Origin of the sequence: Pseudofrankia sp. DC12 (genome assembly GCF_000966285.1) — a bacterium.
In the GTDB taxonomy this organism is placed as follows: domain Bacteria; phylum Actinomycetota; class Actinomycetes; order Frankiales; family Frankiaceae; genus Pseudofrankia.
This window is the reverse complement of sequence record NZ_KQ031391.1, coordinates 4,507,804-4,534,084: the sequence shown is the minus strand read 5'-3', so window position 1 is coordinate 4,534,084 and position 26,281 is coordinate 4,507,804. Positions and strand designations below refer to the sequence as shown.

The following is a 26,281-nucleotide window of genomic DNA, read 5'->3' as shown; positions in this document are numbered from 1 at the left end:
GCGACCAGCCCGCGCGCGGGCGAGCCCGGCCGGGCTGGCGGCCAGGTGGCCGGCACGGACCGGGCCGGAGCGGTCGACCCGGTCCGTGCCGGCCTCCAGATCCACCCGGTGCCCGGTCTCGGTGAGATCCGGCCCGGCGACGACCTGGCCGCGGCGATCGCCACCGCGTTGGCGGCCGCGGGCCTGGCGCCGCGGGACGGTGACGTGCTGGTCGTGACCTCGAAGATCGTCTCCAAGGCCGAGGGGCGGATCGTGCGCGTCGCCGGCGACCGGGAGACCGCCCGGCTCGCCGCGATCGAGGCCGAGACCGTCCGCGACGTCGCCAGCCGTGGCCCGACCCGGATCGTCGAGACCCGCCACGGCTTCGTGCTCGCGGCGGCCGGCGTGGACGCGTCGAACATCGCCAAGGACAGCCTGGCGCTGCTGCCGGTGGATTCCGACGAGTCGGCCCGCCGGCTGCGCGCCGGGCTCGCCCAGCACTGTGGCGGCGTCGACGTCGCGGTGGTCGTGTCCGACACCGCTGGCCGGCCCTGGCGGCGCGGCGTCGTCGACCAGGCGATCGGCCTGGCCGGGATGGCCGCGCTGCGCAGCCACATCGGCGACGTCGACGGCTACGGCAACGAGCTGGGAATGACCGAGGTCGCCGAGGCGGACCAGCTGGCGGCCGCGGCCGAGCTGGTGAAGGGCAAGCTCACCGCAACCCCGGTGGCCCTCATCCGCGGGTTCGCGGTGGTGGCGGACGACGGGCGCGGGGTGCGCTCGGTGGTCCGCCCGCCGGCCGAGGACATGTTCCGCCTCGGCACCCTGGAGGCCCGTCGGGCCGCGCTCACCGAGCGGCGCACGGTCCGGGCGTTCAGCGACGCCGCCGTCGACCCTGCGGCGATCGAGCGCGCGGTAGCCGCGGCGGTGACCGCGCCCGCGCCGCACCACACGACCCCGTGGCGGTTCGTCGTCGTCGACGAGCGGCGCGCCGAACTGCTGGCCGCGATGACCGCCGCCTGGACCCGGGACCTGCGCAGCGACGGCTTCCCCGAGGACGCGATCGCCCGACGGCTGCGCCGCGGCGAGGTGCTCGCGAATGCCCCGGTGCTGGTCGTGCCGCTGGTCACCGACGACGGCGCGCACGCCTACCCGGACGCGCGCCGGGCCGGCGCCGAGGAGCGGATGTTCACCGTCGCGGGCGGCGCCGGCGTGCAGAACTTCCTGGTGGCGTTGGCCACCGAGGGCCTCAGCTCGGCCTGGGTGTCGAGCACGCTGTTCTGCGCCGACGTCGTGCGCGAGGCCCTGGACCTGCCGGCCGGCTGGGCGCCGCTGGGTGCCGTCGCGGTGGGCCACCCGGCCGCCCCGGCACCGCTCCGGCCGCCGCGCGATCCCGGCGCGTTCATCCTCCACCGCTGAGCGGACGAAGGTCAGGGACGGACGGCCCGTAGGATGCGACACCGTGGCTAAGAAGACCGCCGAACGAAACGCCCGCCTCGAGGCGCTGCGCCGGGAGCAGGCCCGCAAGGAGCGCCGGCGCGCGTTCCTGATCTACGGGACCGCGGGTGTTCTCGCGGTCGTGGTGCTGGCGGTCGTCGTCACGCTCAGCGTCGGGAGCAGCAGGAGCAAGTCGGCGAGCCACAAGGTCGGCTACGTGGCGGCCCCGACGGCGGCGGCCCAGGCGGCCAACTGTGCCGGCACCGTCAACGACCGCCAGGTCGGCCAGACGCACGTCACCGCCGATCAGACGGTCAACTACCCGCAGTCCCCGCCGTCCTCGGGCAACCACGACGGTGACCCGCTGCCGGACGCGGTCCACTTCTACACGCCGGCCTCGGGCATCAGGATCGAGCGGGCGGTGCACAACCTGGAGCACGGCTTCGTGATCGGCTGGTACGACTCGAAGCTGCCGACCGTTCAGATCACCGAGCTGCAGAAGGTCGCGGGCGAGGCCGGCAGCCGGTTCATCGCGGTCCCGTGGACCCGCTCGGTCTTCCCGGACAACCGCCACTTCGTCCTCACGGCCTGGGACCGCACCCAGCGCTGCGGCGCGGTCTCCCAGGACGCCGTGTTCGAGTTCGTCCAGCAGCACGCGAACCCGAGCCTGGAGGGCGCGACGTGGGACTCGCCCACCGCGCCCGAGTCCGGCGCCTCCGGCGGCACGCTCAACGTCACGGAGAACAGCCCGATCCCCGACATGAACGGCGCCGGCACCCAGGTCCCGACGGCGGCCCCGACGATGAACGGCGCGACGACCGCTCCCTAACCCCGCGGTAAGCGCCGGAGCGGCCTTCGACCGGTGCGGTCGAAGGCCGCTTCGGCGTTCGCCGTCGGGCGCCCGACGGCTGCCGGTCCTGATCACCCGGCCCGGCTATCATCCGGCGCATGAAGATCGGTCCAGGGACTCGGTTCGGCCGGATGGCGCAGGGGCTTTCGCTGCACCCGGCATTCCAGCGGGTCGGGCCGGCGATCGTGCCGAAGCTCGACAAGACGCTGCACAAGGTCAGCGGCGGCCGCGTGATGATCGGGCAGATGATGCTGCCGATGGTCATGCTGGAGCACACCGGGGCGAAGTCCGGGCTCGCCCGCAAGACCCCGCTCGCCACCATGCCTGACGGGGACGGCTTCTGGCTGGTCGGCAGCAACTACGGCCGGCCTGATCATCCAGCCTGGACGGCGAACCTGCTGGCGAACCCGGACGTCGCCGTCGTCCACCACGGCAGGCGGCAGGAACTGCGCGCCCGGCTCGTCGACGGCGCCGAGCGTGATGCCATCTGGCCGAGGCTCACCGCCTTCTGGCCCGGCTACGCCGAGTACCAGAAGATGAACGACCCCAGCACCGACCAGGGCCGCGTCCTGCGTATCTTCCGCCTCGACCCGCGCCCGTCCTGAACGCCGCCGCCCAGGCCTGATCGCCGTTTCGGCCCCGGGACGAGTTGCCCACGGCCCCCGGCGGCCGGGGCGGCGATCATCAACCTGGCGGCCGGAACGTGGCTCAGGCCTTGTCGGAGCTGAACCGGACGCAGCCGGCGAGCAGCGTCGCACCCGGGAAGACCCGCATCCCGGCCCGCAGCTCGTTGCCGGGCTCGATGCGCGCGCCGTCGCCGACGACGACCCCTTCCAGCAGGACGCCGTCGCAGATCACCGCGTCCCGGCCGACCACCGAGTCGCGGACCACGGCGCCGTCGCCGATCGAGGAGCCGTCGAAGAGCACTGCACCGTCGATGGTCGCGCCGGCACCGACCGTCGCGCCGGCGCCGACCGTCGCGCCGCCGCACAGCTTGGCGTCGGCGGCGATCGTGGCCCCGCCGAGGACCAGCGCCTCCCCCACCGGCCCGGGCAGCGCGGACGACGCGATCCGTCCCTGCACCAGGTCACAGGAGCCGCGCACGAACGCGGCCGGGGTGCCCAGGTCCAGCCAGTAGGTGCTGTCCGCGTAGGCGGTGATAGCCACGCCGGCCGCCAGCAGTCCCGGGAACGTCTCCCGCTCCACCGAGACCGGCCGGCCAGCCGGGATCTCGTCGATCACCGAGCGGCTGAAGACATAGCAGCCGGCGTTGATCAGGTTCGACGGCGGGTCCGGGGTCTTCTCCAGGAACGCGGTCACCCGGCCGGCCTCGTCCGTCGGGACGACGCCGAAGGCGCGCGGGTCCTCGACCTGGGTCAGGTGCAGCGTCACCGCGGCACCGCCGGTCTGGTGGCGGTCGATGAGCGCCGCGATGTCCAGGCCGGACAGGATGTCACCGTTGAAGATGACCACCGGGCCGTCTGGCTTGGAGCGCAGGAAACCGGCGACGTTGCGGATCGCGCCGCCGGTACCCAACGGCTCGGTCTCGGTCACGTAGGCCAGCTCCAGGCCGAACGCGGAGCCGTCGCCGAAGTACTCCTCGAACACCTCGGCCTTGTACGAGGTGGCGAGCACGACGCGGTCGATGCCGGCGTCGCGGGCGCGCGCGAGCATGTGGGCGGTGACGGGCACCCCGGCGACCGGGAGCATCGGCTTGGGGGCTGACATCGTCAGGGGCCGAAGCCGGGTCCCCTTGCCCCCCACCAGCATCACTGCGTCCATGCCGGCAAGTTTCCCAGACCAGGAACCGGGGTATGCCGGCGCCTTCCCAAGTCGAGGCGATCGCCCCGCAAGCGCAACCTCATAGCCGTATGCGGTTCATCGGCCACAACCTGAACCCGTCAGATGCATCATTGTCTCGCTACGAAACCCTTCGACCACAGATAGCCAGCAACTATTTGAGGATCGCACTCATCGACCGGGCATGTCCACCGGAACACCAACGAACCGGATGAACACCGGCCGTTCCCCTGTGCCACCAGCCAGTTGCCGGGATCCGGATCCGGTCGGCCTTCTCATGCCTGGCGGTTCCACCAACGGGCGGCATCCACAGCCTCGCCACCAGGTCGGGCTCGCCGCGGCGATGCCAACCTGTCAGGGGCGGCGGGACGCCGGCAGCACGTCCGCCGCCGCGCGGGTGGTGCGGGCGCCGGCGCTGTCCTTGGCGGCGGCAAGCGCGACCAGCAGCCGGGCGGCCAGGCCCACCGTCAGCGCGACCCGCAGTGGCAGACAGGCCGGGCCCGAGTACTGCCGGCACAGGTAGCGCGCCATGCTGCGGTGATGGGCCACGACCATGCGCCGCGACGTCCGCTTGGTCGAGTGCCCACCTAGATGCTCGACTACGGCGCCGGGCACGTAGACGCTGCTCCACCCCTCGAGGCCGAGGCGACGGTCGAGGTCGACGTCCTCCATGAACATGAAGTACGACTCGTCGAACCCGGCGACCGACTCGAACGCCTCCCGCCGCAGCAGCTGGATCGAGCCGGACAGCCACCCGGCCGTCGCTTCGGCCGGCGTGCCGCGTTCCCGCCGGTAGGAGGCCGTCCACGGGTTCGTCGGCCAGAACCAGCCGAACAGCGCGTGCCCGGCGCCGCGGCCCAGCGACGGCAGGTCGCGGGCCGACGGGTAGAGAGCGCCGTCCGGGTTGATGATCCCCGGCCCGAAGGCGCCACCGCTCGGCCAGCGCTCACCGGCCTCGATCAGCTCGTCGAGCGAGCCGGGGCTGAACGAGATGTCGGCGTTCGAGACGACGACCCACCCACCGCGGGCACCGGCGGCACCACGGTTCGCGGCGGCACCGTAGCCGAGGTTGCGGCCCGGCCGGACCAGCCGGACCTCCGGGCGCTCGGCCGCGGCCGCCGTCCGGGCGTCCAGCTCGGGCGAGTTGTCGACGATGACGACCTCGTAGCGGCGCGAGGTGGCCTTGGCCAGGGTGTCCAGGAAGTTCCCGATGATGTCGCCAGACCGGAAGGTCACCACGACAACCCGGATCTCCGGCTCAACACTCACCACAAGCGCCTCTTCCCGACGACCCCGCGAACCCCCGAACGAAGGTAACCCGCGCCCAGACCCACCCATCTCGCGGTCCGCCTCATCCTAAATTCCCCGAGCGAAACGCAACCAAGATCCGAGCGCCACGCGACCAGGATCCTGAGCGATAGGCGACCAAGATCCCGACCCTGGACAGCGGCCGACCCCGTACGTCCGCATCCACCTCGATACAGGGTTGGGGAGGGCGCTCAGCGCCCGACCCAGGCAGAGCGGCCGGAGGCGCGAAGCGCCGTCTCCGGCCGATCGCCGCATCCACCTCGATACAGGGTTGGGGAGGGCGCTCAGCGCCCGACCCAGGCAGAGCGGCCGGAGGCGCGAAGCGCCGTCTCCGGCCGATCGCCGCATCCGACCCCGGCCTGACGGTCGGCGGGCGCTCCGCGCCCGCCGACCGTCAGGCCTCTGCGACCGCGCGGGCGTAGCTGGCCAGGTGGGCGTCGGCGCTGGCGGCCCAGGTGAACTCGCCGGCGCGGGCCAGGCCCGCGGCGGACAGCTGCGTGCGCCGCTCGGTGTCGTCGAGCAGCGAGCCGAGCTCGCGGCCGATCGAGTCGACGTCCGGCTGGGTGTAGGCAACGGCGTCGCCACCGACCTCCGGCAGCGACAGCCGGGGCGTCGTCAGCACCGGAGCGCCGCAGGCCATCGCCTCGAGAACGGGCAGGCCGAAGCCCTCGCCGTGCGACGGGTAGGCCACCAGCTCGGCACCCCCCAGGTAGCCGGGGAGGTCAGCGAAGCGCAGGTAGCCGGGCCGCAACACCCGCAGATGGCTGGGCACGGCGGCGACCGCCGCGTCCACCTCGTCGTCCCAGCCGGATCCGCCAGCGAGCACCAGCGCCGGGGGCTCGTCGCGCCAGTGCACCGCCTCGGCCCAGGCCCGGATGAGGTTCGGGACGTTCTTGCGCGGCTCCAGCATGCCGAGGAAGGCCACGTACCGGCGGTCGCCGAGGCCGAGGCGCATGCGCACGCGGCGCTTGTCCTCCTCCGTCGGTGGGTGGAAGGTCGCCGTGTCGACGCCGTGGTAGGCGACGTCGGTGGTGGTCGACTCGCCGTCCAGCACCCGGACGAGCTCGTCGCGCGTCGCCTTGGACGGGACGATGATCCGGTCGGCCTTGCGGACGGCCGTGCGCATCGCCGAGCGGAAGAAGGTTCCCTTGACGGCGGTGTGCATCTCCGGCTCGGTGAAGAACGTGACGTCGTGGATCGTCACGCACACCGGACGCTGCGCGCGCAGCGGCATCGTGTAGTGCGGCGAGTGGATCACGTCGGCGGCAACCTGCTCGGCCACCAGGGGGAGACCGGTCTGTTCCCAGGCCAGACGCGCCGGACGGTGCGCGATCGCCGACGGACCTGACAGAACGGTGGCATCCGGAGCCATCCGGCTGTAGCGCTCTTCGTCCGACCTTTGGCACACGAGCGCCAGATCGGCGCCGGCCGCGCCCAAAGCGGCGACCAGTCCATCGACATACCGCCCGACACCGCCGCGATCCGCCGGAACCGCGGTGGCGTCGACGAGCACCCGGGGTCCCACGGCGCTCCTTCCCACCCAGAGACGTCTGCCTGTTCGAAATCTGTATCCGGGTCAGTAGCCCAGCTTGGTCCTGCGCGCCGGACCGCCGCAACCACGCGGGCGGGCCATGCGCGAGAGGTCAGGCCGCCGAGGAGCGCGCGTCAGCCGACCGCACCTCGACAACCCACTTCTATGGCCGTACCCGCCACGGGCTCGGGGACCACAGCCGCCTGCCCATCCGTGTCAGCGGACGAGCGAGGCAGGTGACCTCCCGGCCCGGCGTATACAACCGGGGCAACACTACGCCCGCCCGTCACCGGCGACGGACACGGCTGGGAAACCGCTGACTCGACGGTAGAGCGCCCAGCACGCGCGCGCCGCCTCAATCCAGCTATAGCCTTCCGCCCGCTCGCGTCCGGTCCGCGACAGCCGTGCGCGCAGGGCCTGATTGGTGAGGATGTGGCTGACAGCGTCGGCCAGCGCGGTCGGATTGTCGGTCGGCACCACCAGCGCGGCCGGGCCGGCGACCTCGACGAGCGCTGGCACGTCGGAGACCACGACCGGCACACCGTGCGCCATCGCCTCGACCGCCGGCAGGCCGAAGCCCTCGGACCGCGACGGCATGACGAGCACGCTGGCCCGTGACAGCACGACCGCCAGGTCCGCGTCGTCGATCCGGCCGAGCGAGCGGAACCGGCCCTCTCCGACGCCCAGCTTGGCGGCCTCCGCGGCGGCGTCCAGCACGCCCCAGCCGGGCTGCCCGACGTGCAGCAGCGGCAGGTCGACGGCGCCGCCGGTCAGCATCCCGAGCGCGGCGAGCGCGACCTCCAGGCCCTTGCGCGGCTCCAGCGTCGCGAGCGTCAGCAGATAGCCGCCGGCTGGCAGGCCCAGCCGCCTGGCCCGCTCGTCGGCGTCCGGGCCGACCCGCAGCACCGCGTCGCTCGCGCCCTCGCCGATGACGTGGACCCGGCTGTCGGGCACCCGCAGGAAGCCGCGCAGGTCCGCGGCGACGGCCTGGGTCGGCACGACGATCGCGTCGGCGGTGCGGGCGGCCCGCTGGCCCATCTCCTGGTGCCAGCGGGCGCCGTGCGGCGTCAGCGTGCGCGGATGGGTCCAGGGGACGGCGTCGTGGATCGTCACCACGAGGGCCGTGCCACGGCGCCGGGGCGGCACCAGCAGCGTCGGGGCGTGCACCACGTCGACGCCGGTCGGCGCCGGGCCGAGGCCGCGGGCCCAGGCCGTCGCCAGCGCCCGGCGGGCCAGCGGCAGCCGCAGCGGGCCGAGCACACCGGGGATCACCGCGTCCTGCGCCACTGGCCCCTGGCTGCCCGGGCGCCGGTCCAGCACCTGGCGGCCGAGCCTGGCCACCGGGCCGTTCGGCGGCGCGGCGCGGCGTTCCGGGCGCCAGGCGCACCAGCCGGTGACCCCGTCACCAGGGGCAGCGGTCCGGGCCAGCGCGGCGGCCAGCTCCGCCGAGTACCGCCCCGTCCCGCCCGGCACTGGCGCCAGTACCTGTTCGACTAGGAAACCCACCCGCACCGGTCGACCCTCCTCAGCGTCGCCTGGCCCGGCCGGGCCGGCCGGAACCAGCACCAGGGGAGTTCTTCGGGCGGTCACCAGCAGCGGTCCTGCGCCCCGCGCCACCCTTGCCAACGGGCTTGCCACCCCCGGCGCCGTTCGCTGTGCTGCCGGGACCCGACCGCTGGCCGGGGGCGTCGGACCCACGCAGCGAGCTGATCCCGGCGTAGACCATCACGGCGCAGGCGAGCGCGCCGACGACGTAGCCCCAGACCCGGTGATGGAAGATCGCAAACAGCGCGCCCAGCCCGAAGATGACCAGCGCGAAGAACAGCACGGTCAGCAGGATGGCGAGCGCTCGCTGGGCGCGCACCTCAGGCCCGCCGACGGGCGTGGGTGAGCACCACGCTGCCGCCGTCGTCGGGGGTCCGCCGGTCGGCGAGCGCGACGAGCGGGGACAGCGGCGCGGCCGCGTTCCAGCCCGCCTTGCCGCCCTTGGCGGACAGCGTCATGTACAGCCACTCGGCCCGCTGGGACCGGAACATGTGCGTCTGGCGCTCCACGTCCAGGCCGGCGGCGTCGAGCAGCTTGGTCAGCGCCTCGGCCGGGTAGGCGTGCTTCACGTGGTAGCGCTCGCGGTGGTGGGCCAGCTTGTCGGGCCAGCGCTCGGCCCGGGTGAGCGCGTCGGCGGACATCACCAGATCACCGCCCGGGCGCAGCACCCGGGCCATCTCGGCGAGCGCGGCGGCTCCGTCGTCGAAGTGTTCGATGGCGCACACCGACATGACGACGTCGAAGGAGCCGTCGGCGAAGGGCAGCGCCAGCGCGTCGCCCTCGACCAGGCCCGGGTGCCCGCGCAGCTTCTGGCCGAACTCGAGCTTGTAGCGGGCCAGGTCGAGGCAGACGGCGCGGGCACCGCGGCGGATCGCCTGGCCGGCCCAGTACCCATCACCGCCGGCGACGTCCAGCAGGGTGCGCCCGGCCAGGTCGCCGGCCCAGCCCAGCAGGGTCCCGACCTCGCGGCGGCGCATCACGTGCACCTGGTGACCGAAGTACGCCAGGGTGTCGTCACGCAGCGAACTCATGGCTCCAGTCTGCCCGCCGCCCCGATCAGCGGCCGTGGCGGGTCGGGTCGCCGCGCCGGGCGGGGCGCACGGCGGCGCGGACCAGGTCGGTAGCGGCGCGGACCAGGACGAGAGCGTCAGGTGACCGGCTGGGGACCGCCAGGCAGGGGGTGGCCCGCGGGGCCCCGGGAGCCCGGTGTGGCGATCCACAGGTAGGTCGGGGCCAGCGACAGGACCGCGCGGACCAGCCTGGCCCGGGCCGGCGCCGGCAGCCGGCCGGGCGCTGTCACCGCGCGCAGGAACCCGCGGGCCGGTCCGCCCGGCGGCAGGTCGGCCTCGGCGTGGAAGGCCTCTGGCGCCAGCAGCACCGGGACGGTGTAGTCCCAGGCTCGCAGCCCGGCCCGGGCGAGCATCCGGCGCAGGCCCGGCCGGGCGCGGTAGCGCTCGTAGTAGTGCTCGCCGCGGCCGGCCACCCGCAGGTACCGGTCGGCCAGGCCCGGCGGCAGCCAGGACAGCAGCGGCAGCCCGTGGTGTGGCTCCATGATCCCGAGGCGGTTGCCCAGCCCGAGGTAGGCGACCCCGTCCTCGGCCAGCACCCGGCGCACCTCGGCGAACAGCATGTCCGCGTCGACCACGTGCTCGTAGATGTGGTTCAGCACGACGACGTCCACGCTGCCGTCGGCCAGTGGCAGCGCCAGGCCGTCGGCCTGGATGAACCTGGCCCGGCGGGCGAACCGGGCCCTGGCCCGGCGCAGCCCGGCCGAGTCGATGTCGACGCCGGTCACCTCGGCTCCGGCCGCGGCGAGCTCGTCGCAGATGAACCCGGCGGAGCAGCCAATGTCCAGCACGCGCAGCCCGGCCAGCGCCGGCGCCCCCTCGACGTCGCGCCCGAGGAAGTGCGCGAGCACGGCGATGAGCTTGCGGGCCTTGCGCCGCCGGGTGAACTCGTCCAGCGACCGCGGCTCCAGCTCGGAGTAGGCCAGCTGGCGCCCGCGCTTCGGGGCGTCCCGTCCCTGCGACGCCCGCGCCTCTCGCCCGCGCGGGACCCAGGCGCCCGTCCGTGTCCTGGCTCGACGGGTTCGCGCCCGCCCCGCCGACGCACTACGTGTCGATGCTCTCACAATCGGTGAGAGTACGAAGCGCTCTCAAACGCTTACCTATTGCACTCGAACGGCACCCATCAGGACGTCGAGATACCGATCCCAGCCGCCGGCCGTGTCCGGAGGCCGGACCTTCGCCGCCAGCGCGGCCAGCACGCCCGGCTCGTAGAGCCGGCGCAGGGCGGCGGCCAGCGCGGCCGGGTCGTCCGGTGCCACCAACAGGCCATCGACGCCGTCGGCGACCGCCGCCGGGAGGGTGCCGACGGTCGTCGCGACAACCGGCAGGCCGTGCAGGTGCGCGAGGTCGACGTTCTGCGACGCGGTCCCGGCCCGGTACGGCAGCACCAGCGCGTCGGCTGCGGCGAACAGGCCCGGAACCTCGGCCGCGTCGACGTAGCCGGGCCGCAGCTCGACCCGGTCGGCCAGGCCCAGCTCGACGACCAGTGCCCGGGTCCGCTCCGCGCCGCCCCAGAACTCGCCGGCGACGGTCAGCGCGACACCGTCGGGCCCGTCCGCCAGCGCCCGCAGCAGCACGTCCAGGCCCTTGTAGGGCCGGACCAGACCGAAGAACAGCAACCGGCGCCTCGGCTCAACCGGGCGGGCGCCGGGACTGGACTCGGCCGGGTGGACCCGACGGGTCTCCGCTGCCCACAGGTGCGGCGCCATCGCGGCGACCCGGACGGGTGCGGTGGTCAGCGTCGCGGCACGGGAGGCCTCGGCCTCGGTGTGGACCAGGACGGCGTCGGCGCGGCGCAGCACGGCCCGGGTCAGCGGCTCGTCGACGGCCCGGCGCTCGTGCGGCAGCACGTTGTGGCAGAGCGCGACCACCGCGGGCGAGCCGGCCCGGCCGCCCCGCGCGCCGAGGCCGGTCAGGATGCCCAGGTATGCCGGTGCCTGGATCGGGGTGACCACCACGAGGACGACGACGTCGGCCTCGGCCCGCAGCCGGCGGCCCAGCCGGACCCAGCCGTCGGGCCGCCGCCACGACAGCGGGTACCGGGTCGGCGCGAACGGCTCCATCTCGGGCGCCTCGACCCGCTGCTGGCCCGGGTAGAGCCGCGCCGGGTACTGCGCCGACCAGGACGCGACCCGTACGTCATGGCCCCGGGCCGCCAGCCGGTGGGCCAGCTCGGTGGTGTGCTGGGCGATCCCGCCCTTGTACGGGTGGGTCGGCCCGATGATCGTGATCCGCCGCCGGGCCGGGCCGGGCCGGGCGGCCGGGCCGCTCCCGGCCGGGCCCGTCCCGTCAGTTGCTGCCACGGGAGCGGGCGACCAGGTCGCCGATCAGCGCGAGTACCGCGATCTGGAAGCCGACCAGGATCGCCAGCACCGTCGACGTGGTGACGTGGAAGTTGTAGCGGATGACGTCATAGATGAGCTTCACGAAGCCGAGGCCCATGATCCACAACGCGACCGGCATCAGCACCTTGATCGGGTCAAAGTACATCACCATCCGCAGGACCTGCAGGATGTAGCGACGCGCGTCCTTGAACGGGTGGAACTTCGACTTCCCGGCCCGCTTCGCGTAGTCGACCGGGATGTAGTCGACCGGGTGCTGGTTGGACAGGAACGCCATTGTGATCGTCGTGACGCAGGAGAACCCGGGTGGCAGCAGCCGCAGGTAGGGCAGCGAGACCTCGCGCCGGAACGCCCGCAGGCCCGAGTTCAGGTCCGGGATCCTCATCCCGGCCAGCCGGGAGGCGACCATGCGGATGAACCACTTCGCCGGCACCCGGGCCCATTTGTGGGTGCCCTCCTCGGTCTTGCGGGCGCCCACGACCTGGTCGACGTCCGGGTTGTCGTCGAGGTACTTGACGAACTCCGGGATGCGCTCGTTCGGATAGGTCATGTCCGCGTCGGTCCAGACGACGATCTGGCCGCGCGCCTCCTGGGTGCCGATCCGCCGGGCCGTACCCGAGCCACCGTTGCGGCGGAACGGCATCAGCCGCATCTTCGGGAACCTGGGCACGACCTCGTGCAGTACCGCCAGCGTGCCGTCGGTGGACTTGTCGTCGATCACCAGCAGCTCGTAGCTGTACCGGCTCGCGTCCATCGCCGCGGTGATCCGCTCGAGCTCCAGGACGACGTGGTCCTGCTCGTTGTAGCAGGGCAGCACGACCGTGACGTACGGCGCGTCGCGCTGGATCGAGAACTGCTCGTCGCCGCCGGGCTTGGTGATCAGAGACATGTCCGATGGCTGCGGCTGGCGGATTGCGCTGACACTCACGTCGGTCTGACTCCCGGTCGCATGTGGAACTGTGCCGCCTGCGCCCTGCGAGGCCTGGTGCGGCGCCCTGCCCGCAGCGGGCCCCGGACGGCCGAACCCCGGCCCCGGCTTCAGCCGGCCCGGCCGGCAGGTGGCCCCGGGTGGCCCAAGCGAACTTGTGGCACAGACGAACTCTGGCACGCGCGTGGCGGTGGCCCCTGCAGCGTGACACGGTGTGAGGCGACTCAGGACGTTGGGCGGTCCGTGAACACGCTATGGCCTAGTTAGCGCAACGCAGTGTAGTCGACGTGTGGCCGTCTCGCGGTCGCGCCAGGTCACCCGGCCCCGGTGAGCCGGGCCGCCATCCCGGCGCCTACTGTGGAAAGGTGGGTGCGTTCAGGAGTGATCTACGCGAGTACGTCCAGCACGTCCGGTCCCTGTACGGGGGCCGCGAGACCTCGGCGACCGCGTTCGTCACGGGGCTGCGCTACCCGCTGGCCTACGGCAAGCCGATCTGGACCGGCTCACGCACCATCATCGAGGGCCACGAGCGGTTCGAGTTCAGGCCCGGCGACGGGGTGCTGCGCGTCGGCCTCGGGTCGTTCGGCCTGTCCAGCAAGCACGACGCCTCGGTGGTGCGGGTGCACCCGGAGGGCCGGCTGCGCTGCGAGGGCGTCGTGTCGATGCAGCGCGGCGTGCGGGTCGTCGTCGACTCGGGCCTGCTGCAGATCGGGCACGGCACGAACATCAACGGCTTCGCCAAGATCCTGGTCCGGGACCGGGTGTCGATCGGCGAGCACTGCACGATCTCGTGGAACACCCAGCTCATGGACAACGACTTCCACCCGATCGTCGTCGACGGGGTGCCGCAGCCGCAGAGCGCGCCGATCGTCATCGAGGACCATGTCTGGATCGGGGCCGGCGCGATCGTGCTGAAGGGCGTGACGATCGGCGAGGGCGCCATCGTCGCCGCCGGCGCGATCGTGACCAGGGACGTCCCGGCCAAGACCATCGTCGCCGGCTCGCCCGCGAAGGGAGTCGGCACCGCCGACGCCTGGAACTGAGCCCAGCTGACGCGGCACCCCGGGACGTTGCGTGCTCATAGGGCGGATCGGGTGACAACAGGCGAGGTCAACGGGCTGCCGCGCCCCTACGATGGCAAGCGTCCGTCGTCTCGGGGGTCTTCAGCGTGTCCGCAGTCGTGACAGTCCGCCGGCAGGAGATCACGGTCGCCCGCGCGCTGCTGCGGCCCGAGATCCGGCTGCGCCCGTGGCGGGTGCTGCGCCGGGTGCCGACGCCCATCTGGCTGATCACGGTGCTGTTCACGCTGCTGCTGAGCAGCTGGTCGGTACTGGTCCCGCATTACCACGCGCCCGACGAGCCGCATCACGTCGACGCCGTGATGCGGCTGGCCGAGGGCAAGGGCTGGCCACCCGTCGGGCACGCCACGGTCTCCCCGGAGACGACCGGCTCGCTCGCCGCGGCCCCTGTCGGCACCCGGGCCAAGCCCTACCTACTGATCCCCGGTCCGTTCAGCAAGGCCGAAGCCACCCCGCGCGCCGACCGGCCCGAATGGCGCGAGCTGCCCAAGGCCGGCCAGCCGCAGCCCGACGTGCAGCAGATGATGCAGCACCCGCCGCTTTACTACCTGGTCGGCGCCGGCCTGCTCAAGGCGCTGCCCGGCGCCCCGCAGGACCTCCGCTTCGACCTGGTCATCGGGCTGCTGCGGCTGATGAGCGTGCTCATGGTGGCCCCGCTTCCGCTCCTGGCCTGGGCCTGCGCCGACCGGCTGACCGAGAGCCGGGCGGGCAGCCGGGTCGCCGCGCTGGTGCCACTGGGCATCCCGATGCTCACCCACGTCGGGTCGAGCGTGAACAACGACGCCCTGCTGGTCCTGACCGGATCACTCGCGACGCTCGCGATCTGCTTCGTGCTACGCGGCGACACATCCAACCGCACCGGCCTGTGGACCGGGCTGTTCATCGGCCTGGCGATGTTCTCGAAGTCGCTCGGGGTGGTGTTCGTCCCGCTGGCGGTGGCCGCCTACCTGCTGGCCTGGCGGCGCGCCCGGCAGGCGACCGCCCGCACTCAGGAGCTCGCGCCCGGCTCGGACGCCGCCGCGGCACCGGCGGCCGGGCGGGCCGCCGCGGTGGCTGACACGCCGTTCCTGCTCGCCGATGCCGCGACCGACCCGACTGTGCCCGCCAGGACCGCTCGGTTCCCCTGGTGGCCACTGGTGCTCGGCTCACTCGCCGCGCTCGCGGCCGGTGCCTGGTGGTTCGTCGTCAACCTGGTGCGCTACCACACGTTCCAGCCGTCGACGCCGGGCTTCGTCCCCGGCACGAAGCTGTCCGGCTGGGCCGAGTTCACCGACGTGCTCGTCAACGGGACGATCCTGCGGTGGTGGGGCGACTTCGGCTGGTTCGAGGTCAACGTCCCCGAGCTCGCGGCGCGGGTCGGCACCGCGCTCGTCGCCGTCCTGGTAGCCGTGGCCGTCGTCCAGGCACGCCGGCCGGACCGCCGGACCGACCTGCTCTGCATGCTGTGGCCGACGGTGGGGCTGTTCGCCCTGATGACGCTGCAGTCCGCGCTGCACTTCCACCAGACGTTCTACGTCTCAGGCGTCTCCGGTCGCTACCTGTTCGCCGGGCTCGCCGCGCTCAGCGTCGTCATCGGCGCGGGCGCCGCGTCCCTGGGGCGGTTCACCCGGTTCACCCCGCCGCTGGTGCTCGCCGCGGCCATCGTCATGCAGGCGCTGGCGGTTCGGGCCGTCTTCCCACGCTGGTGGGAGGGCCCGAAGGGCAGCCTACGGACCGGGCTGGACGGAATGCTCACCTGGTCGCCGTGGCCGGTGGCCGCGGTCGAGATCGTCTTCGGGCTGCTGGCGCTGGGCATCGTCGTCACCGTCGGCTGGGCCGTCGTCTTCGCGGCCCGCCCCGACCCGCGCGACCCCGGCGAGCCGGCCGCCGCGGGCGGAGTCCCGCTCGGCGACCTGATCGCCGGCCACGCCGGCGACCCGAGCGGTTACGACTGGTTCAGCGCGGGTCACCACCACCCGTCCGGCAACGGCACCGACCCGGCCGCCACCCGGAAAGCCGGTTCCACGCCGACCGCCGGGGCCGCGCCAACAGCCGGTTCCACGCCGTCGGTCGGGGCCACGCCATCAGTCGGGGCAACCCCGACGACGGGCACCGGGACGGGACCGGTGCCGCCCGGCGAGCCAGCCGCACCCCGTACACCTGGCGCGCACCGGCACCGACGCGGCTGAGCCGCCCGCTGCCCCTCGAGCGGCGACGCACCGGACGGGGAACCAGCGCGCGCCAGGGCACCCGGGCCAGGTCGCGCAGAGCCCGCCCGTCGAGTCATCCCTGCCGGTCGTCGCCCCTGGCCTTTCTCAGCCACCCGGCAGGACTCGGCGCCTGGCCCGCCCCCAGGTGGGTCGTGAGGCCACCGACTCCTGCCTGATGGTCACGGATCCGCCCAGGGCGCGCGGGGTAGCCGGCCAACTCCAGCTGGAGCGCAAACTGGAACTACTTTCAGCAACTGACCGGTGGCGGTACGACGTCAGGAGCCGGGTCGCAGACTGAGGACCTGTCGGGAGAGGTCTGCCGGCTCGGTCGGGGGGGTCCGTGCGCCGCAACCAGCGCCAGGCGCTCGCCGTCCCGGCGGCACCCGCCCAGCCGCCGTCCCACGGCACGGCCGCGACCGCCGGGAACGCTTCGACCGAGCGGGGCTCGACCGAGCACGCCCGGGCCGGGAACGGCACGCCTGGGAGCGTCGCGGTCGAGAAGGTCACCGCCGGGGCGAAGGTCGACGCCACCGCGGCCAAGGCTCAACTCGCTCGCACGGCCGAGCCTCCCGCCAAGCCCACCGCGGCCGCGCCCGGCGAGGTGGCGGCGCCGCAGACCGCCGCGCACGCCGCCCTCGGGCTCACCGCGCCGCGCCGCGCGCCCATCCTGGCCCAGCCGGCGCCGGCTCTGCCGCAACAGCTCACGCTCCCGACGAATCCGACGTACCCACTCGGAGCCGTCGCCGCCGAGCCACTGGCCCCGGACGACCCGGAGCAGCTCGGCGACTACCAGCTGGTCGGCCGGCTCGGTGAGGGCGGCATGGGCACCGTCTACCTGGGCGTCGCGGGGGCGGGCACGGCGATCGGGCCGCACGGCCTCGAAGGCGAGCTGCGGCTGGTCGCGATCAAGATGATCAGGGCCGACCTGGCGCGGCTGCCCGAGTTCCGGGCCCGGTTCCTGCGCGAGGCTGACGTGGCCCGGCGGGTCTCCCGGTTCTGCACCGCCGAGGTGCTGGAGGTCGTCGACCCGCCGAACGGCCCGCCCTACCTGGTGACCGAGTACATCGACGGCCTGACGCTGACCCGGGCCGTGCTGGCCGGCGGCCCGCTGCGCACCGGCGACCTGGAGCGGCTGGCGGTCAGCGTCGCCGCCGCGCTGACCGCGATCCACGGAGCCGGGCTCGTCCACCGCGACCTCAAGCCGTCGAACGTGATCCTTTCCGCGCTCGGCCCGCGGGTCATCGACTTCGGCATCGCCCAGGCGACCGACGCGCACGGGGTGCTCAGCCACGACATCCAGCGCATCGGCACCCCGGCGTTCATGGCGCCCGAGCAGGCGAACGGCCAGCCGGTCACGGCCGCGGCGGACATCTTCGCCTGGGGTGGGCTGATGACCTACGCGGGCACCGGGGTGCTGCCCTTCGGTGACGGGCCGACGCCGGTGCAGCTGTACCGGGTGGTGCACACCGAGCCGAACCTGGACGGGCTCGGACCGGCGCTGCGACCGATCGTCACGCACGCGATGCGCAAGGACCCGGCCGACCGGCCCACCGCCCAGGAGCTGTTCCTCCAGCTCGTCGGCATGGGCCCGCAGACCCATCTCGATCCGGTGGTCAGCCACGCGATCCGCTCCGGGGCGCTGCCCGGGGCCGCCACGGCCCTGGTGGACACCGACCCACATCCGCATTCCGACTCCGGGGACGCCTCGGCCGGACCGGCCGTCGCCACCGGCGCCGCCGAGCCGGCCGCGGCGAGGCCCGAGTCGGCCAGCAGCCAGGCCGCGCACCTCGCGGCCGCCCTGCGGGCCCTGATCCGCCCACGCGTCGACGGCGAGCCGGTCCCGCCCGCCGCCGCGACCGCCGCCGCCAAGGCACGCCGCACCTGGCGCGACGGGCTGCGGCACGCGTCGCTGCTGGTGACACCGCTGCTCGCGGTGCTGCTGATCGGGGTGATGATCCCGATCGTCCTGCTGCGCGGGCCCGCGCAGAGCCCCACTCCCGCGTCGGTCGCGACCGACGTCGCCGCCGCCGCCGACCGGGTCCGCTCGACCGACGCCACGCTCGCCGACGCGCTGAGCCTCGCCGCGTTCCGGATCAGCCCGGCCCCGGCGGCCCGCGCCGGCCTGCGCACCTCGTTCGCGGCCCTTGCCGCGACCTCGCTGACCGGGCACACGGGCGCCGTACTCGGGGTGGCCGTCAGCCCCGATGGCAGGCTTGCCGCGACGACGTCGGCCGACGGCAGCATCCGTCTCTGGAACGTCCGCGACCCCGCGGCCTCCCGCCCGCTCGGGGTGATCGACGAGGATGACGGCTGGGTCACCGCCGCCACGTTCAGCCCGGACGGGAACCTGCTGGCCACCGCCGGCTACAACCGGCTCGCGACGCTGTGGGACGTCAGCGACCCGGCCCAGCCCAGCAAGGTCGCCAGTCTGGCCGGCCACGACGGCTACGTCACCTCGGTGGCGTTCAGCCCGGACGGGAACCTGCTGGCCACCGCCGGCTACGACGACACCGCGCGGATCTGGAACGTCGTCGACCCCACCAACCCGGTTCAGCTCGCCGTGCTCACCGGCCACACCGGCTGGGTCCGGCAGGTGGCGTTCAGCCCCGACGGCCGGCTGCTCGCCACGGCGAGCACCGACCACACGGCCAGGCTCTGGGACCTCGGCGACCCGAGCGGCCCGGCACTCCTGGCCACCCTGACCGGTCACACCGACTACGTCTGGGCGCTCGCGTTCAGCCCCGACAGCCGCGAGCTCGCCACCGCCGGCTATGACGGCACGGCACGGCTCTGGGACGTCACCGAACCGGCCCATCCGCGGGCCGTCGCGACCATCCCGGCCGGCCCGCGCTGGGTGCTGGCGGTCGCGTTCAGCCCCGACGGCCGCAGCCTCGCGACCGCCGGCCGCGACGACACCGTCCATCTCTGGGACCTCACGGCTCCCGGCCAGCCCACCGCCGCCGGCGTCCTGGGCGGCCACACCGACTGGGTCGAGTCGGTCGTGTTCACCCCGGACGGCCAGTCGCTGCTCACCGGCTCCGCCGACCGCACGGCCCGGCTGACCCCGCTGTCCGACGACGCGCTGACCGCCGTCGCCTGCCGCGACCGGTCCCACCAGCTCAACTCGACCCAGTGGCAGCGATACGTCCCCGAGATCCCCTACCGGCCCGCCTGCTGACGGGCCCGTCACGGCCCTCGGCCGGCGAGCTGCCTACGCTCGGCGCATGACGCGACGTTCGTCTGAAGCGGCCCTTGCACCTGGCCCAGCCCGTTCGTCCGACGCGGCCCGTTCGCCGGACCCCGCACGCGTCGAGGACGTGCACGAGCTGGCGATGGGCATGCCCCACGTCAAGGTCGAGCACGGCGGCGGCGAGAACCCGGTCTACCAGGTCGGCGGCAAGTCGTTCGTCTTCTTCCGCGCCCCGCGGCCGGACGCTGTCGACCCGTCCACCGGCGAGCGGTACCAAGACGTGATCATCTTCTGGGTCGGCTCCGAGGCGGACAAGCAGGCCCTGGTGGGCGACACGGCGTCACCGTTCTTCACGACCCCGCACTTCGACGGGCATCTCTCGGTGCTCGTCCAGGCCTCGCGACTGGCCGAGCTGCCCTACGCGGAGCTCGCCGAGGTGGTCCAGGACGCCTGGCTCGCCCGCGCGTCCCCGCGCCGCGCCGCCGCCTGGCTGGCCACCGCCACCGCACCGCCCACGACGCCGCCGTCCGCCCCGTCGGCGCCGGTCATCAGCGCCGAGATCGTGGCCGAGGTGGAGGCGGAGGTCGCGCGGGCGCACGCCAAGCATGGGGCGAGGTCGATCCTGAACCCGGCGATGCCGGACGCCGTGCGACTGCCGGTGCTCGTCGAGGAGGTCGGCGAGGTCGCCAAGGCGATGCTCGAGAACGCCGACCCAGCCGAACTGCGGGCTGAGCTGATCCAGGTCGCCGCCGTCGCCCTCACCTGGTTGGAGGCGCTGCGCACCTCCGACGGAGCCGGGCGCCTGCGCTACCGCCCCGCCAACAAGCCTCCGTACCAGGAGACCGGCCCGCCTCGCGACCAGCTCACCCAGCCGCGCCCCAGGCGGAGGTCTCGCCCCGCTCTGTGATGTCCCCGCGAGCGCGCCCCAGAGGAGCGTGCGTGCCGAGCCGCCCAGAACGTCCCAGTCCTGCCCAGTGGTCGTCGATTCTGGCCGTCTCCCAGTCATCAGGCATGACTCGACGCCCAGTTACCCCACGCCCTCTTGGTGATCACGCTGGTTCCAGCGACCAGCAGCCGCCGAAGATCCGCGCTCGGGCAATGGAGACCTGGCGTGGCCGACGCGCCTGAAGATCCGGGGATTGTGGCTCAGGACGGCCGGTCCGGGTTGTGGTTGCGGCCGGCGGCGCGGTGGCGGGGCTCGTGGCGCTCCTGGTTCGACGCGGCGGGCATCCGGCGGCGGCGTGGGACGCCGGAGCGGTCGAAAAGCTGAGGCTGGCCGGCAGCCCCCGGCTCGGCTGGCTTGCCGGGCTGGACAGCTGAACCGGGCGGGATCGACTGGCCCGCCGCGATGGGCTGGCCCGACTGGATCGGCGCCGCGGGCGCCTGGGCCGGCCCGGTGCCGGCCGTCGCCGGCGGCGCGCCAGCCGGTGCCGGGCCTGCCGGGGCCGCTCCTGCCGCCGACGGGCCTGACCTCGACCCGCCCGGCGATGGGGCGGACGGCGCCGGAGGGGCTGCCTTCGTCGAGACCGTCGGCGGGACCGACGCAGCGGCCGCCACTACTTCAAAAGGGGGCAGCATCGCCGGCGCCGGCGGCAGCAGGACCGCGCCCGTTCCCGGCCCGGGAAGGCCGGACGCCGAGTTGGACGCAGCCGCGGGCGGCGTTGGATGGCCCGAGTCCGGGGCCGGTGCGGCCGCGTCTCGCGCCGTGGGCCGGCGCGACCGCCGCGCCGGCTCCGGCATCTCAGGCGCCTTCCGCGATGGCGCCGCCGACGTACGAGTGGGCGTCCACAGGCGGCCGGCCTGTTCGCCCCGGCCGCCGCTGAGCAGATCGGGCTGTGCGGTGGGCTGGTGAAGGCGGTGGCGGCCGCGCAACCGCTCGACGGCCTCGCGACCGGCCTGAGCGCTCCGCGCCGCCGCGTCCGGCCCGGCTGCCAGCGCGGCGGCCGCGCCGTCGCCGGCGGCGGTCTGGCTGACACCTCGCTGGCCGGCACCGCTGCGGCCAGCGTCGTACTGACCCGCGTCGCCCAGCCCGCCCGGCTCCTGCGCGGGCCCGGCGCCCCAGCTCGCGATCGGCCCAGCGGCCTCGGCTGGCTCGCGCGGCGCCGGCCCGGCCGGAAGCGCGCGGGGGCCACCGCGGCCCTCCAGCACCCCGGAGACGCCACCACCGCCGCCAGCCGTCAGCGCGAGCCGGCCAGCCCCGCCCGCGGACCCGGGCTCGTCCAGGCCGTCGCGGCGGCGCCGTTCCTCCTCGGCCAGCCGGGCCCTCGCCAGCTCCAGCTTGCTCGGGCCGCGGCGGAACCGGGCCCGCAGCCGGGAGTCGGCCGACCGGGCGGCGGCGACCAGGCGCGGTTCCTCCAGCCGGGCGTTCAGGGCGTCGGCCGTCGTCGCCCGTTCGTCGGCCAGGGCCCGTTCCAGCTCGGCGATCCGGTCGGACTTCTCGATGTCGATCGCGATCAGCCGCAGCCGTTCGGCGTCGAGCCGCGAGACGTCCCGGTGGTGCGACTGCGCGGCGGCGATCGCATCGTCGCGCTGTGCGACGACCCGCAGGTACAGGTCGAGCCGGTTACGTTCCAGCCGGGCCAGCAGCGGGTTCGACACCCAGGGCGCGAGCAGATCGGCGATCCGGGCCGCGTAAGGCGCCCGCCGGTCGACGATGATCCCCAGGCCGAAGATCGGCGCGACGGTGAAGAACCGCAGCTCCGGGTGGCCGGCGACGAACTGCTCGACGGCCGAGCGCACCCCGTTGCGCGGGCCGCCCTCGGCGAGCGCCCAGGCGTAGGCGCCGTCGCCGCGCAGGCCCCGGCCGGGAACGGCGTCGTCCCGGTCAAGGGTGACGCCCCCGTCCCAGGTGAAGGGCTGCCGGTCGGCGGCGGTGAGCCGGTCCGGTGACGTGTAACGGTCGCGCCAGCCGGTGGGCCAGCCGACGTCGTGCAGCAGGATCAACGGGAAGCTGGCCCGGCCGAACTCGTGGACCGCGTCGGCCACGGCCGCGAGCGTCCGGGTCACGGTGGCGAAGTTGGCGTCGCCGTCGATCAGGTAAGCGTCGGTCGGAGTGTGCCCGTCGAGGCCGGCGGCCCCGTACTCACGGACCACCTCGATGTCGAGACCTCGCCCGGCGGCCGGGACCCGGCCGGGCTCCGGGTCGACGACCAGCAGCCGGCCACCACCGCCGGCCCGCAGCAGCTCGACGAGCAGCGCCGTCGTCTGGCCGTGCTCGGTGCCGAGGAGCGCGACGCTGCGGGCGCCGGCCGCGGCCAGCAGCGGCACCCACACCTCGCGCAGGTCGACGACGGAACGCAGCAGCAGCACGGGTCCGTCCGGTCCGACCGCGGGGTCGTGCCGCTCGGGCTGGCCCTGCTGGCCGAAGACGGCGAGCTCCCCGGCACCGTCCTCGGCGGCCCTGGCCGCCAGGTCGGCGAAGCTCGCCCGCAGCGCGCCCTCCCCCCGGCCGTCGCTCTTGGCGGCGAGCCCGGCCACCGCGCGCTGGGCCGCGGGGGCCACTGGGGCCTCGGTCGCGAGGACACCGTTTCCCCCGGTCTGGGCGGCGGACGCCGAGCGGACGTAGGGCCGGGCCGACAGCGCGGCCGACGAGATCGGCAGCCGGTCGGGGTCGGCCGCCCGGGCCGTGCCATCGCCGGCGGCTTGGGCCGCGGCATCGCCGGCCGGCGGCGGCTGCTTGGTGCCGGCGGCGTGGGCCGCGCCGTCGCCGGGCGGCGCCTGCGTGGCGCCGGCCGCTTCGGACGGGCGATCCGGGGGCACAGGCCCGGCCGGTCCGCCGGTCGCCGTGTCGCTCACCGCAGGCCTCCCAGCTGTCGCATCACCCGGCGGGCGGCCCGGCGGGGAAGTTGCGGTCCGGCGGCCGGACCCGCGGCGGCGGGTACCGGGGCGGCCACAGGGTCCCCCCGGATCCCCATCCACCCAAATGCGAACTCGACGTCAATCGCGTACGTGCCACCCAGCTCGGGCATGCCCGGCAGATCCAGGTTGTAGACGAGTTGAGGGTCAGCGTCGAGGACTTCGACAAGGTTGGGCTGGAGTATTCGCAGCCCAACCAGCCCCAGGACAACGCCTCGACCACGGCTGGCCAATCCGGCCGATCCGGTCGCGGAGCCGGTGATACTGCGGCCGTTCTGGTTGGATTCGTCCGCCTCCAGCGAGCCGGGGCCCTCGAACGCGGTGATCGTGAACTGGCGCGGCTCGCCGGCACCGACGACGTGGAAGCCGAGGGTCAGCCAGTCCAGCCGCAGCAGGCCGCGCCGGCCGGCCGGGTCGATCCGGACCCGGCGGGCGCCCACGGCGTCGACCCGAAGCCGGACGAGAGACAGCCCGTCCCGCCCGGCGTACGGAGTCGCGGTCGCCTTCGGGCCGCGGGCGAAGTCGCCGCCGATGTCGACGTATACCTCCACGGGACCGGCGGCGGCCGGCGCGGACAGCTCCCTCGGGTCGATGCCCGCCGCCGCGGCGAGTTCGGTGACGAGCGCCAGCGGCCGGTTCGCGATCGCGGCGACGGCGGCCGGCCAGGTCGCCTCGCGCAGCGGCAGCTCGGCCAGGCCGGCGGGGCTCAGGTAGGGCATCCGTCTGATCAGCTCGGCCGGCACGAGGCCCTGGCCGGCCCTGGCCGGCCCTGCCGCCCCGGCCAGCCTCGCTGAACCAGCCAGTCCCGCCGGCCCGGGGGCACCAGCCAACCCCGTGACACCGCCCGCCGCCGAGTCGGCACCCGCCTCGGGGCCACCCAGCCGCTGCTCGTCGCCCGCCGGCCTGCCGGCCGGCTCGTCGCCATCGTGCCGCCAGGCGCCGAAGGCGGCGGCCTCCGCCGTGGTAGGCCGGGCGACGAGCCGGGTGAGCGTGCGCAGCAACGCCAGCCGCGCGCCGTCGCCGCACAGCGACGGAAGCGCGCTGTCCGCGTTGTCCGGGGTCTCCGCCTCCCGGTAGCGCAGCCACTCCCGCTGGAAGGCGCGGGCGCCGTCCTGGACGGAGCCGCGCTGCGCAAGCTGGGTGCGGCTGGCCCGGCCCAGGCCGAGCAGCGGGGTGGACCCCTCGTCGAACGAGATCAGCGCACCGGCGTCGGCCATCGCGACCTGCTCGACGACGGCCGGCGCGCGCAGTAGCTGGCCGGCAAGCCGGGCCGGCTGGCCGGCGGAGGCGAGATACCCCTCCATCCGGTGCCCGGCGAGCCGGTGCGCGTGGACGGCCGGTCCGGTCGCGAGGTAAAGGCCTACCGGGGTGACGTCACGGCCGGTGGCGGCCAGCAGGCGGGCGAGCAGCACCTGGGTGGTGCCGTCCCAGCCGAGGTCGACCAGCACGGCCGGCCCGCGGTCGGGCAGCCGCTCGTCGAGGTAGCGCAGGAACCGCTCGCGCAGCCGCTCGGCGGCCAGCACGATCTCGCCGCGGATCCGGTCGTCGTGACTGAGCGTCTCCAGCAGCTCCTCGAGGATCTCGTCGAGCAGGCCGGCGGGGACGTCCAGCCGGCGGCCGGCCAGCGCCGAGATGCCGGGCACCGTGACGAGGTCCACCCGAAGCCGGCGCAGCAGCGCGCCGACCGTGCCCACGGCACCGCCGCCCGCCGCCGAGGCTCCGGACGCGCTGGGCGGTGGCCCGGTGCCGGCATGGGCGAGGAACGCCCGCAGCTCGGGCGCGGATGCCTCGAAGACGTTGGCCAGCGCGCAGACCTCACGCGAGGCCCACAGCGGGCGAGCGGTCACGCCGGCGTCCCGGCCGGGCCCGGCGAGCAGGCCGGCGACGAACTCCCCCGAGCGCATCAGGCAGAACGCCTCCTCGGCGCCCTGCTCCTGGGTCCGTTCCACGACCCACTCCGCGAACCCGGTGAACACCGGGCCGAACACGGTCGCCCCGGTGTCCCAGAACCGCCGCAGCGCCCGTGGCACCCCGGCCCCCTCGGCCCGGTGCAGCACCCGGGCGCGCAGCGCCGTCAGCCCGAAGTCGCCGTATTCCGGGTCGACCGGGGTGGCGTCGTCCGGATCGCCGAGCAGCCCTTCGGCCGCTAGGGTCGCCCGCAGCCCGGCCGTCGCCTCGCCCCGGTGGATCACCGTGACGTTCGGCGCGGCCGCGGGCCCGACGGCCGGCGGTGTGGCACCGGTGGGGTCGCCCGCCAGGTGCAGCAGCCGGGACGCCGGAGCGCCGGTGGTGGCGGCGACATGCGCGAGCAGGCCGTCGGCCGGTCCGACGCCCACGTCGGCCGAGGTGAACAGCCCGGCGAACGGGATGCCCGCCAGATCCGCCCGGGCGAGCAACCGGTCGAGCTGCGCGGCGGAAAGGCAGGTGTCGGCGACCAGGAAGACCGGGAGGCCCAGCTTGAGCGCGGCCAGCTCGACGATCTCGGCCACGTCGAGGTCGACCCGGTAGACCGCCCGCAGGACGGACAGCTCCACCTCGATCAGGTAGTCGAGCTCGCCCGAGCCCGGCAGCGCGGGACGCAGCAGCGCCCAGATCTCGTCCAGCCGGGGATGTCCGGAGCCCCCCGAGCGGTCGCCACCGCCAGATCCCCCAGGGCCTGTGCCCCCGCGATTCGCCAGGACCTGCTGACGGGCGTGGGCCTCGGCGAGCACCCGCAGGTGCGCGAACTGACCGGCTGTGAGGTCGGGTGGCAGCCGGCCCGCCGCCGCCAGCCGTTCACCCAGTAGCAAGAACGCGTGGGCAGGCTCGGGAACCAGCCGCCATAGCAGGGTCTCGAAGACGTCGACGGACAGTGCGTCCGCGCCGCCGGAGTCCAGGTGCGACCAGGCGTGCCCGAGCCGCGCGTCCCCGAACACCTCGCACCACCCCCGGTCACACGTCACAAAGCCGCGCGACAGCGGGTATCGCCACATCTCGGCAGGCCGGGGCCGGCTCGGCCGAAGCCGGCCGACTCCGGAGGCGCGAAGGTAGCAGGCGCCGGGCCGAACGCGTGGCGGGGCGCGCTGTCGCGCCTCCTCCGGCCAGGGCGGGTCAAGGCGTCGACCGGTGCCGGAGCAGGCGGCCCAGATACTATGAACCGCCTCGCGGAACCCGACGACCGGCGTCAACGGCGACGCGAACA

Annotated in this window: 18 protein-coding genes; 7 read left to right on the top strand and 11 right to left on the bottom strand. The window is 74.5% G+C overall.

All coding sequences use genetic code 11. From position 1 onward, the window contains the following. The first annotated feature begins 45 nt into the window (after positions 1–45). From FRADC12_RS18220 to FRADC12_RS18210, 3 genes are all read left to right on the top strand, one after another. Complete coding sequence (locus FRADC12_RS18220) at positions 46–1,398, top strand: coenzyme F420-0:L-glutamate ligase (RefSeq protein WP_045879798.1); 1,353 nt, start codon at positions 46–48, stop codon at positions 1,396–1,398. A gap of 43 nt (positions 1,399–1,441) precedes the next feature. Continuing rightward, positions 1,442–2,245 carry a thioredoxin-like domain-containing protein gene (locus FRADC12_RS18215; protein WP_045879797.1) on the top strand — a complete coding sequence of 268 codons (804 nt, stop codon included), beginning with the start codon at positions 1,442–1,444 and terminating at the stop codon, positions 2,243–2,245. A gap of 119 nt (positions 2,246–2,364) precedes the next feature. Beyond that, on the top strand, positions 2,365–2,871 hold the full coding sequence (locus FRADC12_RS18210; protein ID WP_232303875.1) for a nitroreductase family deazaflavin-dependent oxidoreductase: 507 nt from the start codon (positions 2,365–2,367) through the stop codon (positions 2,869–2,871). Between the two features lie 103 nt (positions 2,872–2,974). Here the strand turns inward: FRADC12_RS18210 and manB are convergent, their stop codons facing one another. From manB to FRADC12_RS18165, 9 genes are all read right to left on the bottom strand, one after another. After that, positions 2,975–4,048, bottom strand: a complete 1,074-nt coding sequence (manB, locus tag FRADC12_RS18205; RefSeq protein WP_045877555.1) for a mannose-1-phosphate guanylyltransferase — start codon at positions 4,046–4,048, stop codon at positions 2,975–2,977. 372 nt (positions 4,049–4,420) lie between these two features. Next, on the bottom strand, positions 4,421–5,335 hold the full coding sequence (locus tag FRADC12_RS18200) for a glycosyltransferase (RefSeq protein WP_045879795.1): 915 nt from the start codon (positions 5,333–5,335) through the stop codon (positions 4,421–4,423). Between the two features lie 433 nt (positions 5,336–5,768). Beyond that, positions 5,769–6,899, bottom strand: coding sequence for a glycosyltransferase family 4 protein (locus FRADC12_RS18195; RefSeq protein ID WP_045877554.1), 1,131 nt, complete (start codon positions 6,897–6,899; stop codon positions 5,769–5,771). Positions 6,900–7,178: 279 nt separating this feature from the next. After that, positions 7,179–8,417, bottom strand: a complete 1,239-nt coding sequence (locus FRADC12_RS18190) for a glycosyltransferase family 4 protein (protein ID WP_045879794.1) — start codon at positions 8,415–8,417, stop codon at positions 7,179–7,181. Positions 8,418–8,430: 13 nt separating this feature from the next. Further along, the gene (locus FRADC12_RS18185) at positions 8,431–8,769 is read right to left on the bottom strand and encodes a hypothetical protein (protein ID WP_045877553.1); all 339 of its coding nucleotides are present in this window, start codon (positions 8,767–8,769) and stop codon (positions 8,431–8,433) included. A gap of 1 nt (position 8,770) precedes the next feature. Then, a complete protein-coding gene (locus FRADC12_RS18180) occupies positions 8,771–9,481 on the bottom strand; it encodes a class I SAM-dependent methyltransferase (protein WP_045877552.1) in 711 nt (236 codons plus the stop codon). Between the two features lie 116 nt (positions 9,482–9,597). Next, complete coding sequence (locus FRADC12_RS18175; RefSeq protein WP_084010943.1) at positions 9,598–10,581, bottom strand: class I SAM-dependent methyltransferase; 984 nt, start codon at positions 10,579–10,581, stop codon at positions 9,598–9,600. 36 nt (positions 10,582–10,617) lie between these two features. Further along, a complete protein-coding gene (locus tag FRADC12_RS18170; RefSeq protein ID WP_045879792.1) occupies positions 10,618–11,748 on the bottom strand; it encodes a glycosyltransferase family 4 protein in 1,131 nt (376 codons plus the stop codon). A 58-nt stretch (positions 11,749–11,806) separates the two neighbouring features. After that, entirely contained in the window at positions 11,807–12,748 is a 942-nt protein-coding gene (locus tag FRADC12_RS18165) for a glycosyltransferase family 2 protein (RefSeq protein ID WP_045877551.1), read from the bottom strand. A gap of 404 nt (positions 12,749–13,152) precedes the next feature. Between FRADC12_RS18165 and FRADC12_RS18160 the strand changes: the two genes are divergently transcribed. The 4 genes from FRADC12_RS18160 (at position 13,153) to FRADC12_RS34990 (ending at position 20,152) form a co-directional block, all read left to right on the top strand. After that, complete coding sequence (locus FRADC12_RS18160; RefSeq protein ID WP_045877550.1) at positions 13,153–13,830, top strand: acyltransferase; 678 nt, start codon at positions 13,153–13,155, stop codon at positions 13,828–13,830. Positions 13,831–13,955: 125 nt separating this feature from the next. Then, a complete protein-coding gene (locus FRADC12_RS18155; RefSeq protein ID WP_045877549.1) occupies positions 13,956–16,034 on the top strand; it encodes an ArnT family glycosyltransferase in 2,079 nt (692 codons plus the stop codon). Between the two features lie 361 nt (positions 16,035–16,395). Continuing rightward, a complete protein-coding gene (locus tag FRADC12_RS18150) occupies positions 16,396–19,233 on the top strand; it encodes a WD40 repeat domain-containing serine/threonine protein kinase (protein WP_084010941.1) in 2,838 nt (945 codons plus the stop codon). Positions 19,234–19,387: 154 nt separating this feature from the next. Further along, positions 19,388–20,152, top strand: a complete 765-nt coding sequence (locus FRADC12_RS34990) for an MmcQ/YjbR family DNA-binding protein (protein WP_232303874.1) — start codon at positions 19,388–19,390, stop codon at positions 20,150–20,152. Between the two features lie 239 nt (positions 20,153–20,391). On the opposite strand, the gene FRADC12_RS32400 is transcribed toward FRADC12_RS34990, so the two are convergent. Both FRADC12_RS32400 and FRADC12_RS18135 read right to left on the bottom strand, forming a co-directional pair. Beyond that, positions 20,392–23,040 (bottom strand): class I SAM-dependent methyltransferase, encoded by a 2,649-nt coding sequence (locus tag FRADC12_RS32400; RefSeq protein WP_052710988.1) that lies wholly within the window; start codon positions 23,038–23,040, stop codon positions 20,392–20,394. After that, the gene (locus tag FRADC12_RS18135) at positions 23,037–26,015 is read right to left on the bottom strand and encodes a hypothetical protein (RefSeq protein ID WP_045877548.1); all 2,979 of its coding nucleotides are present in this window, start codon (positions 26,013–26,015) and stop codon (positions 23,037–23,039) included. Before FRADC12_RS18135 ends, FRADC12_RS32400 begins: the two co-directional genes overlap by 4 nt. Positions 26,016–26,281: the final 266 nt, after the last annotated feature.